Annotated in this window: 13 protein-coding genes; 4 read left to right on the top strand and 9 right to left on the bottom strand. The window is 46.8% G+C overall.

The window, feature by feature from the left end:
* The first annotated feature begins 13 nt into the window (after positions 1-13).
* Complete coding sequence (gene infC, locus ACFVRY_RS22625) at positions 14-532, top strand: translation initiation factor IF-3 (protein WP_387502563.1); 519 nt, start codon at positions 14-16, stop codon at positions 530-532.
* Between the two features lie 104 nt (positions 533-636).
* The gene (locus ACFVRY_RS22620; protein WP_387502562.1) at positions 637-1,074 is read left to right on the top strand and encodes an Rrf2 family transcriptional regulator; all 438 of its coding nucleotides are present in this window, start codon (positions 637-639) and stop codon (positions 1,072-1,074) included.
* Positions 1,075-1,159: 85 nt separating this feature from the next.
* Here ACFVRY_RS22620 and ACFVRY_RS22615 read toward each other — a convergent pair whose 3' ends face one another.
* The gene (locus ACFVRY_RS22615; protein WP_387502561.1) at positions 1,160-1,516 is read right to left on the bottom strand and encodes a VOC family protein; all 357 of its coding nucleotides are present in this window, start codon (positions 1,514-1,516) and stop codon (positions 1,160-1,162) included.
* A 174-nt stretch (positions 1,517-1,690) separates the two neighbouring features.
* Positions 1,691-3,676 carry an ABC transporter substrate-binding protein gene (locus ACFVRY_RS22610; RefSeq protein ID WP_387502560.1) on the bottom strand — a complete coding sequence of 662 codons (1,986 nt, stop codon included), beginning with the start codon at positions 3,674-3,676 and terminating at the stop codon, positions 1,691-1,693.
* Positions 3,677-4,080: 404 nt separating this feature from the next.
* On the opposite strand from ACFVRY_RS22610, the gene ACFVRY_RS22605 reads away from it, so the two are divergent.
* Positions 4,081-4,482, top strand: a complete 402-nt coding sequence (locus ACFVRY_RS22605) for a RidA family protein (protein WP_387502559.1) — start codon at positions 4,081-4,083, stop codon at positions 4,480-4,482.
* Between the two features lie 77 nt (positions 4,483-4,559).
* Here ACFVRY_RS22605 and ACFVRY_RS22600 read toward each other — a convergent pair whose 3' ends face one another.
* The 5 genes from ACFVRY_RS22600 to ACFVRY_RS22580 all read right to left on the bottom strand — a co-directional run bounded on the left by ACFVRY_RS22600 (position 4,560) and on the right by ACFVRY_RS22580 (position 8,618).
* Positions 4,560-5,450, bottom strand: a complete 891-nt coding sequence (locus ACFVRY_RS22600; RefSeq protein ID WP_387502558.1) for an SMI1/KNR4 family protein — start codon at positions 5,448-5,450, stop codon at positions 4,560-4,562.
* Between the two features lie 258 nt (positions 5,451-5,708).
* Positions 5,709-6,377 (bottom strand): MmyB family transcriptional regulator, encoded by a 669-nt coding sequence (locus ACFVRY_RS22595; protein ID WP_387502557.1) that lies wholly within the window; start codon positions 6,375-6,377, stop codon positions 5,709-5,711.
* A gap of 24 nt (positions 6,378-6,401) precedes the next feature.
* Positions 6,402-6,575: a hypothetical protein gene (locus ACFVRY_RS22590; RefSeq protein WP_387502556.1), complete on the bottom strand. Its 174-nt coding sequence runs from the start codon at positions 6,573-6,575 to the stop codon at positions 6,402-6,404.
* Between the two features lie 248 nt (positions 6,576-6,823).
* Entirely contained in the window at positions 6,824-7,777 is a 954-nt protein-coding gene (locus ACFVRY_RS22585) for an aldo/keto reductase (protein ID WP_387502555.1), read from the bottom strand.
* A gap of 133 nt (positions 7,778-7,910) precedes the next feature.
* Positions 7,911-8,618: a DUF421 domain-containing protein gene (locus ACFVRY_RS22580; protein ID WP_387502554.1), complete on the bottom strand. Its 708-nt coding sequence runs from the start codon at positions 8,616-8,618 to the stop codon at positions 7,911-7,913.
* A 187-nt stretch (positions 8,619-8,805) separates the two neighbouring features.
* On the opposite strand from ACFVRY_RS22580, the gene ACFVRY_RS22575 reads away from it, so the two are divergent.
* Positions 8,806-9,474 carry a GntR family transcriptional regulator gene (locus tag ACFVRY_RS22575; protein ID WP_387502553.1) on the top strand — a complete coding sequence of 223 codons (669 nt, stop codon included), beginning with the start codon at positions 8,806-8,808 and terminating at the stop codon, positions 9,472-9,474.
* A 71-nt stretch (positions 9,475-9,545) separates the two neighbouring features.
* Here the strand turns inward: ACFVRY_RS22575 and ACFVRY_RS22570 are convergent, their stop codons facing one another.
* A complete protein-coding gene (locus tag ACFVRY_RS22570) occupies positions 9,546-9,911 on the bottom strand; it encodes a GNAT family N-acetyltransferase (RefSeq protein ID WP_387502552.1) in 366 nt (121 codons plus the stop codon).
* Between the two features lie 116 nt (positions 9,912-10,027).
* Complete coding sequence (locus ACFVRY_RS22565; protein WP_387502551.1) at positions 10,028-11,113, bottom strand: LLM class flavin-dependent oxidoreductase; 1,086 nt, start codon at positions 11,111-11,113, stop codon at positions 10,028-10,030.
* Positions 11,114-11,116: the final 3 nt, after the last annotated feature.

Here is an 11,116-nt window from a genome sequence, read left to right as displayed (position 1 = left end):
GGCTTCAATTGATATGGCAGTATTCATCAATGAACAAATACGGGTGTCCGAGGTCGACCTGACAGGGCTCCGTGGGGAAAAGTTTGGTGTAATTTCCACAAAGGAGGCGCTAGCTATGGCGCGTTCAGCAGGGGCGGATCTAGTCTGCACCTCGCTGATGAGCAGTCCCCCGCCCTGTAGCCTGATGGCAAAAGGAAAAGCTAAAGCTGCCGCGCAGAAGGAATCATCAGCGGCACGCAAAGCAGATGCTGGCCGAGCTTCCGGGAAGAGCAGCAAAGAGAAAGTTAAGGAACTTCGCTTCACTGCTCATATTGAAGGTCATGATTATGACACCAAGCTACGCCAGGCCGATAAGCATCTGCGTTCCGGTAAGCCGGTGCAATTAGTCGTAAAGGCCTCCGGTGCGAAGGAAGCTGCCGCGGCCAAAAGCGTGATCGAGCGGCTAGTCGCTGATCTGAAGGAAGCCGGCGTAAAAGACACCGGTATTCAGACTGGCGGCAAAGGCTCGCAGGTGAAAATAAATCCGCGCTGAGCTTGAGAGACTCAATTCAGCATGCTTACCATCAGGCATCGTTACTCAGCTTGACCTCACCCTCTGCTAGAACTATACTGATTTACAACAAAGAGGGTGATCCGATGAAACAAATTAGCAGCCGATTCTCCATTGCTGTGCATACCATGTCCATGATTGCTTTGAAGCCTTCTGAATGTACAGGCGATTACATTGCCCGAAGCGTGAACAGTAATCCCGTCATTATCCGTAAAATCATTGCTCAATTAAAAAAAGCTGGTTTTATACAAGTTAAGGCCGGGGTTGGTGGCGCATCCCTATTGAAAAGTGCAGATGAAATTACACTTCTTGATATCTATAGAGCCGTGGAGGCAGCAGATGGCGGTGATTTATTCAAGTTTCATAAATCCCCGGCCATGGACTGTTCAGTCGGAAAACATATTGAAGAGGTCCTCCATCCCGAGATGGTACAAGCGCAGTTAGCACTGGAACAAAGCTTATCTTCTGTCTCCTTAGCGCAAATCGTTACTGAGCTTGAGCAAAGAGCCTTAGAAAGCTCATAGTCTCAGGGTTACCATAAAAGACAACAGCCTGAATTCGGTCGTGAAGTCATTCCGAATTCAGGCTGTTTTTTTATTTACGGGGTATTTATTTTCCTTCAGGTTCAACATATTCAATAAAAGTTCCATCAGGGTGCTCCACAAATATGCTCGGCCCAATAGGTCCATGTTGATCACGGATAATGATCGTTCCTTCCTTCTTGAGCAGGGCTTTAAGCTCGTCCATAGAGTCTACATATACAACAGATCGCAGATGTCTCGCAGGCTGTAGCGCCTCATCCGTGCCCGCAACGATCACATAGGGATACACAGTTGCCAAACTGAGTCCTGCTTCCGGAATCGTCCAGTTTCTATCTGAAGGATTTCCCACCAGCCTTTCGTAATATTGTACGGCCTCTTCTAAGTTACTCACAAATACAGGGATAAAATGATCCGTGATTTTCATGGTTTCTCCTCCAAATAAGTTTGTTTTGTTGTAATTAATTATGTTATAACTATAATAGTTATAACTAAAATACTAAGTCAAGCTCCCTTCCACACAAACCTTTTTTGGCAAAAAATAAGAGCGCCCAATGGGCGCCCCAGATCTAACCGTTATATATAACCTTTAAGCCTATTCTTACGCTTGTCCAAGGAAGCTCTTGATAATAAAGTCCAGATGAGCTTCCATAGATACAGCATCATTATAATAAGAACCTTTGGCATTCATAAAAAACACATGGTTCTCTTTTACAGCGGGAAGACCTTTCCATAAGGGGCTGCCATACACCACATCCGGGTCACCGTCATCCCATCCCCAGTTACTCGTAAAGATAAAATCACCAGCATATTCCGGCAGCTGCTCCAGAGACAGGTCAAGCACTCCTTCATGTTTGTCCAGGGCTTCCTCTTGAATAATCTTAGGAGCCTTCAAGCCAAGCTCTCCGTACAGAATCTCACCGCCTCTGGCATAGAAATCACCAAATGCATAAAGCCCCTTGGCATACGGCTGCAGGATGGAAACTGTTCTGTCGCCTACGATCTCCTTTATTTGCGGCTTGTATTCATTGATTTTCCGGTCCCACTCTTTGACCCAGTCCTCTGCGGCCTGCTCCTTGCCTGCAAGCTTCCCGTATTCAAGCATCAGATCTTTGTAAGAATACTTTCCATATTCTAGACGAACGACCGGCGCGATCTTGTCCAACTCTTTAAAGGTCGGCTCCATCACATCGGCAGCGACTACAATAATAAGATCAGGCTGCAGGCTCAGGATTTTCTCTGGCGAGAATGTGTCACCAACAGCTTCGACCCCGTCCACCAAGCCTTTCAGGAAGGGATTCTTTAAAGCATCACTTTGTGCCCCCACCGGTTTGACACCTAATGCTAGTAAATTACCGGTAAAACTACCTGTCAGATCTACTATCCGCTGTGGATTGGCCGGAATGACCACAGTTCCTTGACTGTCCGTATAGTTTCTGGTTAAAGCCGCTTGGGACGACTGCGCTGAAGATGCATTATTAGAACTCTGACCTGATACTGCAGTACCTCCTGTGCCAGAAGTGCTATTTCCCGTACTCGAGCTGCCACTTGAACAGGCACTAAGCAACAACATCATACATAACAGCAATGTTGCTGTCGCCATAGAGGCTGATTTGTATTGTTTGTACATATGTATATCCCCTTTTCCATACAATTGATAATTATTCTCATATTCATTATCAATATATCGAATCGGAATGCCCGGCACAATGGCAGATCGGGAAACGTTAAAGGGCAATTTGGGAACTAAATGTTCACTGCGTTCCTTCGTTCTGAAGAGTGCAGGCGTCACACCATAATGCTTCTTGAAGCTGCGGCTTAGTGAATGTGCGTCAGGGTAACCTACATGCTGAGCAATCTCTTGCAGGGTACCTTCTGAATCTATTAATAGCTGCGCAGCCTTGTTCATGCGAATTTGTGTGAGAAGGCGAATCGGACTTTCCTTCATTTTGCTTTTGAACAGCTTAGTCAAATATCTCGTGCTGCAATCTAAAAGGTCCGCTATCACCTCCAGTGTTATAGGCTCCATATAGCGGTCATTCATGAATCGGAGTGCCTGTGCCACCAGGTCAGGACGCATAGGTTCGATGCCCTGCTGCTGCATCTGGCTTAACAGTTCGTATACGAATTGATAGAACAGCGTTCTTGTATGTAACCTTTCCAACGGCGCAGACTTCATCCACTCTTGAAACATAAGTTCCACCTGGTCGAGCAGTGAGAGCGGATATAACGGTACGAATGAATACTGAAGCTGAAACGGTTTGTTTGGCCCCATCAGCCGTGATTGTTCCGGAGTAGCTGGCCATGTCAGCCCAGCCTTGTATAATACCAAATAATATTCAAGCTGGTCTTCAACTACGATGTCAAGACGCGAGCCTTTCCCTCCATGCAGAACATGGAACCGATTCACGCTATACATTGAATTATCCAGCCAAATTGTTGCACGGCCGCTAACAACATATACAAAAGTACTAGCCGGAAGGGAGTACTCCAGCGACGTTTCCCCCTGCTCCAGCAGTATATACCGTACATCCATTATTTTCACCGAAGCATGGTTCCACAGCATAATATGCTCTTCCAAGTTCATCGCAGTGCACCATCCCCTCAGCCGTACAACTACGGTTTCTCTACATTATATTGATAATGATTCTCACAGTAAAGAGATTAGGGTATCTCATCCGTGATAAGCTTCACAGTAAAGTTTCTCAACAAGTAGCCCGACGCTAGCTGACATCCATTTTTGTGCTTCTTATCTGCTTATGTTACTATTAAGCGGTAAGTTACTTATAAACATGAGGGAGGAGTACCTGATGAAAAAGAGAGCGATTAAAACTTTATCCTCTGGTATCGGGTATTCTACGGCTGTTTTTTTCTAGAATCAAGATTGACGGGACAAGTCTGTCTAGATCGCTAGCATTCTATAAAAAAACGGTGAAAGTATATAATCGTAAACCATTATGTATTTTCCATTTATAAGGAGACCTACACCCAATGAATATTAAACAAATTCCAGTTCAACGATATAACCCCGAAATGATCGCGAAGCCTGTTGGAAACTACAGTCATGTCACTAAAATAGACCGAAATGCAGAGCTGTACGTCTTCTCCGGCCAAATTGGCATCGATCAGGACAATCATATTTCCGCCGATTTTAATGAACAAGTCACAAATACCATGAACAATATCGTCGCCATCTTGTCTTCTCAACAACTGACGCCCGATCATGTCATTAAAATAAACATCTGGGCGACTGAAGAGATTGATTGGGATCATTTCTATGAAAAATGGAACGCTGTATTTGGACCCACATCGCCGTCCATGACGGTTGCCTATATACAAGGCTTAGGGTTGCCTGAATTAAAAATTGAATTGGATGTCTGGGCAGCCGGTTAACATCTGAAAAGTCCCGATAATATACAAAACGAGCCCTAGAATTATTCTAGTGGCTCGTTTGTTTTAGAACGATTATCTTACTCGGTCACGCTAACCTCTTCACTCACCAACCCACGGATAAAGGTCTCGAAGTTAGGCGCTAGCTCTGTAATCTTATGATCCTTCTCTTGGCTGACATGGACGACTTCCGGTTCGCCGACATTGCCGGATGAACGATAGTCCAGCATAATCACCCCTTGTGTTGGAGCAAGACTGTCGCCAATGACTACGCCAATCTCCGGATAACCCTCATTTTCAATCACAAAGCGGCTGCCTGCTGCTCCACACAATGAAGTAGGCTTGTCCCGTCCAATTCCACGAATACCAGCGATCGTAATGAACTTTCCTTCTGTTGTGGGGTAGCTCGTATGGTTAGGAATACCGCCGTTATGTAATTTCATCAAAGCAACATAGGATGGAGGCAGCTTGAAGACCAATTGCTCTTCCACAGCATCAATCAGGTCGTCTGTCGGCGGCTCAGATACATATTCTTGCAGGGCAGCCTCGCTGTCATCCCAAAAATTTGAGGCATCAACCGGCTTATACGAACTCTTCGCAGGTGTTGTGGCCGGCTTCTTCGCGGTCTTTTCCCGAATCCATTCCAGGAACTCCAAGGTATCCTCATCTTCAGGTTCCAGCTTATCGGCTGCTTCAAAGGCTTGCCGAGCTTCGTCATACTGCTTGAGATAATAATGAGACACGCCAACCCGGTAATGCCAGAGCGCATCCTCCAGTCCTTCCTCACTAATCTTCTCAAACTGCTCAAGCGCCTCTTCGTATTGGCCCAAATTATTCAACGCTCTGCCCAAATGACTGGTTAACTCATAATCCCGGTCTTCTTCAGGAATCTCCATAATCGCATCTACGATTTCTTGAAATTCATCTTCCTCATGCCACGTTTCCAGTTGTTCCAGCAACTCATCGCTCATCTTCCATGCCCTCCTGTGAGAAACTCCAGTATCTACCTAGAAGTATACCATTTCCAGCACAGCACTCTCCAGCGTGGACAAGCTTGCACAGTCTGCCCTATCATTATATGGCTTGGATCACAGTAATATACGCTTGCCCCGCTACGCACAAATAGCCAGGCCACCCCGAAGAGTGCCCTGGCTATTTACATATTCATCTATTTACCACCATTACCCGTGTTACACCATTAATCCAGTCTGGGCTTATTATTGAAATACTCATGGATGCACAAGAACCGGCTCACTAACAGCGACGTCTGCTTCCAGCAGTTGCTTCAGCTTTTGCCTTGTATCCGTACCATTCTTCGGTGTGTTGACATACATCTTCAGGTTTGTATTTTCCGATATAAGAAAGCTTGTAATCTCAAAATTAAGCTGTCCCACCAGGCGATGATGCAGCAATTTGTACATATCCCGGTCTTTGTCGATCCGGTGCATAGGCCACCATTGATCAAACTCCTTGCTTATCGATCTAAGCTCATGTACAAATTGCGTAATCCATGGATCTTCAATATATTGGCTGCAATCGGCTCGGAATTTGCCCAGCATCGTCTGGGCACTGATCTCCCAATCAGGAAATAGGCCGGCAAAATGTTTATCAGTGAACATAACTCGCATCAGGTTGCGCTTGCTGCACTCTAATTGGCTGAAATCGCAGAATACAAGCGCCGCTGCCCGATTCCAGGCAATAACATTCCAGCGGTTGTCCACGATCATGGCTGGCGATTCCATTAGATTATCTAATACATGTTGATGCATTGGCTTGACCTTTTCAGGGCTGGGATAGTAGGAAGGAGGAACATGTTGAGCAAGAGCATACAGGTGCACAATCTCCTGACGGTTGAGCATCAACACTCTGGACAAGCTCTCCAATATTTGTATGGACACCTGAATCGGACGTCCCTGTTCTAGCTAGGTGTACCAGGTTACACCGATTCCCGCCAGAGAAGCAACCTCTTCCCGGCGAAGTCCCGGCGTACGACGGCGTATTCCTGCGGGCAGCCCTACTTGCTCGGGGGAAATTTTTGCCCGGCGGGTTTTAAGAAAGTCCCCAAGCTCGTGATGACGCTGCTTTGTATGTTTCATTCAAAGCCCACCAGCCTTTCAGTACGTAGTAACTTCGGTGCCAAAATGCGCTCCTGTAACTAACTAAGCTAAGGATGGTAGTAGTATATACGAATGCTTTTTCAAAAGCAAAAAACGTGAATGATGAACCGACCAGAGCAAACTTAAGAACGCCGGCAATAAGACAGCGCTCTGTGAGAACAGCAAAAGGAGCTGTCTCACCGCATACAAAGATGCGATGAGACAGCTCCTAATATTTGTACCTAACCTTAGTAGCGAGAACCGGAGACAATGCCTTGCGGAGCAATCGCTTCGATCTGGGCAAGGTCATCTTGTGTCAGTACAACGTCCAGTGCACCCAGATTCTCTTCGAGATAAACCGTGCGTTTCGTTCCTGGAATCGGCACGATATTCTCTCCCTGAGCGAGTAGCCAAGCTAAGGCTAGTTGCGACGGCTTGCAGTCTTTCTCAGTTGCGAGATCCTTGATCTTGGTCACAAGATCGAGATTCTTTTGGAAGTTCTCGCCTTGGAATCTTGGAGAAGTGCGACGGTAATCGTCTGGTTCGAGATCCTCATAGCGCTGAATTTGTCCAGTCAGGAAACCGCGGCCGAGTGGGCTATACGGTACAAAACCGATTCCTAGCTCGCGGCATGTCGGCAGAATGGACTCCTCGACATCGCGATCCCACAGCGAATATTCAGTCTGCAATGCTGTGATTGGATGAACGGCATGTCCACGGCGAATAAGATCGGGGGATGCTTCCGACAACCCGAGATAACGAACCTTGCCTGCTTTGACAAGATCGGCCATTGCTCCTACAGTTTCTTCAATTGGTGTATCCGGATCAACTCTATGCTGATAGTAGAGATCTATATGATCGACACCGAGACGTTTTAGACTGGCATCACATGCAGCCTTTACATATTCAGGGCGGCCGTTGACGCTAACTGCGCCATTCTCCCCGACTACTGCGGCGAACTTGGTCGCTAAAATAACCCCATCTCTACGACCTTTCAGAGCCCGTCCGAGCAGTTCTTCATTTTCGCCTAAACCATAGACATCTGCGGTGTCGAGCAGGGTAATGCCAAGCTCCAAAGCCCGGTGAATGGTACGGATGGATTCCGCTTCATCTCGCCCGGCATAGAAATCGGACATGCCCATACAACCAAGACCTAGCGCGGATACCTCCAGGTTGCTGTTTCCAAGCGTTCTTTTTTTCAAAGCTTTCTCCACCTTTCTAATTCGAACTACTGACATCATACAGGGTATGAATTGCTGCTGACAGATGCCTGTTTATACGGGTATTAATACTACTAGGATACAAGACTGTCTCTTTCGTTTCGTTCATTTTGCCTTATTCCTTATCCACCGGTTTCTGAATATTATCCTCATAGAAATCAAAGAAGAGCTGCTGCCGCGTGCCTCTTACGGCGTAGAACACATCCGACAGCTGTTTCCCCTTGCGCTTCACTTGCTTTTCTAACCATTCCGTAGTCAGCCCATGATTCTCCAGGTTCTTCTCCATGATGACGCCATCCATCACGAATTCCACCGGAAAATGTTGTGTCTTCGTAGGCAGCTTTAGATCCTTCTTCGTGACGAATTGGTACTCCTCTTTCTTCATTACCGACACCGTCCCGTTATCTTCCAGCACCGCATAAGCCACCTCTTCCATATTGAAAATCCCCATGCCCCGCAATACCTGAGCCAAGGTATCGAGTGTATATCTTAGCTTCTTCATGTTGTTCTCAAGAATCTCCCCGTTCTCGATCAGTACCGTAGGAGAACCCGAGATCCAGGTTCTTAATTTGCGGTTTTTCATAGCAATGTAGGATAGCAAAAAGGAAACGATGGTGACCACAATAAGTGCCAACAGGAAATACGATGTTTTTAACGATTCATTAAACGCCAGATTTCCCGCAATGGAGCCCAGCGTAATACTAGTCACAAAATCATGAAAGGTCATATTGGAGATCGTCTGCTTTCCCAGTAGCTTAGCTACCAATAAAAGCGCAAAAATCGAAAGTGCGGCCCGGAATAATATGTCCAAATAAGCATGCATGTTATTCATTCCTCCTCTCAATCATTGTTACCAAGCGGAGGTAGAAACAATCCCTGTCCGTTGGCGAGATCATTGAAAGAAGAACGGTTCTTGAATTGATTTCGCTTGCAGTATGCGATATATTAAAAACCAACCGACAGAGATGCTACTTAGCACACATCTGTCATTACAACAAAGAGGATGAAATATGATGCCTATTCCTTCCGATTATCCAAAACCAACCCGCTCCACGGCCAAAGACCTGGCATTATCCCAGTTGAAGAAGTGGATTATAGAAGGTACACTGCAGCCGGATGAGAAGCTTAACGATGCTGCGCTCGCCGCGGCAATTGGTGTGAGCAGAACACCGGTGCGGGAAGCCCTGCAATTGCTTGAGGCACAAGGACTAGTTCAGATGTTTCCAGGCAAAGATACACGCGTAACCACTATTGATAAGGATCATATCAATAAGCTGTATGCCCCCCTTGGGGTACTTCATGTCCTGGCTGTCGAAACGGCTGCCCAGCGGATTGAGCCTGAGCAAATCCAACAACTGCGTGAGCTGAATCGTTTGTTCACACAGTGCATCAAAGATAAAGATCTATATCAAGCACTGGAATATGATGAAGAATTCCATAACTTAATCATGGAAGCTGCCGATAATCCTTACATTGTTTCTTTCTGTTCTTCCTTGCAAATCCATATCCGTCGATTTAAATACTTTTTCCTGAAACAGCCTCTGGGCCAAACGCTGGCCGCAGCGAAAGAACATGAGCAAATTATTCAGGCTTTGGAAGAGCATGATTCAGACACCGCTGCCCGCATCGTGAAGCAGAATCTGTTACGCCCGCTTGCTGAATTCGAGCAAATATTATAAAAGACAGAATAGCCCCATTGGCTTTGCCCGGATATTTAAGATCCGGCAGCTCAATGGGGCTATACATTTTTCTAGAGTTTCTTTTCATAGATATCTATTGGATTACCTCGGTGATCCATACTACTGCTAATGATGATATATTCATTCTTGCTCCAGAATAGAGCTCCACTTTCATTTCCCTTTTGAACACAAAGTCTTACCTTGTCTACGTTCTCCTCCCGCAAGTTACACTCTATTAACTCCACTACTTGTCTTCCGATCCCTTGACCTTCATAATCCTTATGTATATCCGTATTCTCTTCCAATATCTCTTCATTCGTTAATGACGCTTTACCCATAACCACAAGATTATAAGATGGCTGAGAGTTCATCATTGACGTTTGAATTCCAATATTCTCTGGCGACATTGGTTCGCTAACGACTTCTAAAGTAATCAAATTTGGGACCTGCTTTCTACACATTTTATTAAAGTACAATTCTATAAAATGTGCAGAAAACCCTTCGTGTCCATGATTCATCTCGTTCTGCTAAAAGATTCCCGTCATTCACCGGCCTATACGGCAGGCTCCTGAACGGCTTCCTTTTCCGCTGATGGGTTCACATCGTTCCATACCGAGCTCTTGATCTCACGCCGCAGGGTAGGAGCAACCTCTTCGGCGAAACGTGCCGCCTGCTCGCGCTGTTCAGACTCCGTCAAGCCGTCCACGCTGATACTGAGCACCTGGTTGCCAAATGCCTTGTTATAACGAAGTATTTTCTCAATCACATGCTCGGCACTGCCGACCAGAATCGGACCGTTCTCGATATTGTCTTCGAGATCCCGGAAAGGCGACAGATCGTGCGGCGCCTTTAGTCTACCGTGGAACGCATCATAATAAGGCCGGAATTTCTTGATCGCTTCTTCGGTCGTATTGGCTATGAAAATAGCGCCGCCCGCGCCTGAGCCGATGACTGCCTTCGCGGGATCATGACCGTAAAAAGCCAACCGCTCGCGGTAATGCTCGATCAGCGCTGTGTACTTGGACTGGCGGTGGATCGTATTGGAGGAGAACAGGGGCTCGCCGTATTTGGCTGCCAGTTCAGTCGAATGCGTGCTTGAGGCGCTCCCGTGCCAGATCGGAATCGGCTGCTGGAACGGCCGCGGCTGTGTCGTGACATTCTCTAGAGGAGTGCGATAGCGCCCCTGCCAACTAACATTCTCCTCGTTCCATAACCTTTTTAATAGTGCATACCGTTCTGCAAGTGATTCCCACTGTTCTTCCTCAGTAATACCGAAGAGCGGGTAATGGCTCGCGTCGTTGCCTTTGCCGATGATCAGCTCGATCCGTCCGCCCGAAAGATGATCGAGTGTCGCATAATCCTCAGCCACCCGGACTGGGTCGAGTACGCTAAGCACCGTAACGGTCGTCAGCAGCCTAATACGAGAAGTTCTCGCAGCGATAGCAGTAAGGATAACCGGCGGCGATGAAGCGATAAAAGGCGCGCTATGTCGTTCGCCTACGCCGTAGGCGTCAAAGCCAAGCTCCTCGGCCAGCACCGCCTGCTTCAGCACGTTCTGGAATTTCTGCTGTGTAGTGAATGATTCTCCTGTCAGGGCGTTAGGCGTATTGAGCAGCAAGCTCATCAATGCGAATTTCATGTT

The sequence above is a fragment of the Paenibacillus sp. NPDC057934 genome, from assembly GCF_042887565.1.
In the GTDB taxonomy this organism is placed as follows: domain Bacteria; phylum Bacillota; class Bacilli; order Paenibacillales; family Paenibacillaceae; genus Paenibacillus_AQ.
This window is presented reverse-complemented; position numbering and strand designations above follow the sequence as displayed.

What these genes read in the sequence shown, in the direction of transcription:
- infC (WP_387502563.1), top strand. Translation starts at nt 14, where the DNA reads ATGGCAGTATTCATCAATGAACAAATACGGGTGTCCGAGGTCGACCTG.
- ACFVRY_RS22620 (WP_387502562.1), top strand. Translation starts at nt 637, where the DNA reads ATGAAACAAATTAGCAGCCGATTCTCCATTGCTGTGCATACCATGTCC.
- ACFVRY_RS22615 (WP_387502561.1), bottom strand. Translation starts at nt 1,516, where the DNA reads ATGAAAATCACGGATCATTTTATCCCTGTATTTGTGAGTAACTTAGAA.
- ACFVRY_RS22610 (WP_387502560.1), bottom strand. Translation starts at nt 3,676, where the DNA reads ATGAACTTGGAAGAGCATATTATGCTGTGGAACCATGCTTCGGTGAAA.
- ACFVRY_RS22605 (WP_387502559.1), top strand. Translation starts at nt 4,081, where the DNA reads ATGAATATTAAACAAATTCCAGTTCAACGATATAACCCCGAAATGATC.
- ACFVRY_RS22600 (WP_387502558.1), bottom strand. Translation starts at nt 5,450, where the DNA reads ATGAGCGATGAGTTGCTGGAACAACTGGAAACGTGGCATGAGGAAGAT.
- ACFVRY_RS22590 (WP_387502556.1), bottom strand. Translation starts at nt 6,575, where the DNA reads ATGAAACATACAAAGCAGCGTCATCACGAGCTTGGGGACTTTCTTAAA.
- ACFVRY_RS22580 (WP_387502554.1), bottom strand. Translation starts at nt 8,618, where the DNA reads ATGCATGCTTATTTGGACATATTATTCCGGGCCGCACTTTCGATTTTT.
- ACFVRY_RS22575 (WP_387502553.1), top strand. Translation starts at nt 8,806, where the DNA reads ATGATGCCTATTCCTTCCGATTATCCAAAACCAACCCGCTCCACGGCC.
- ACFVRY_RS22565 (WP_387502551.1), bottom strand. Translation starts at nt 11,113, where the DNA reads ATGAAATTCGCATTGATGAGCTTGCTGCTCAATACGCCTAACGCCCTG.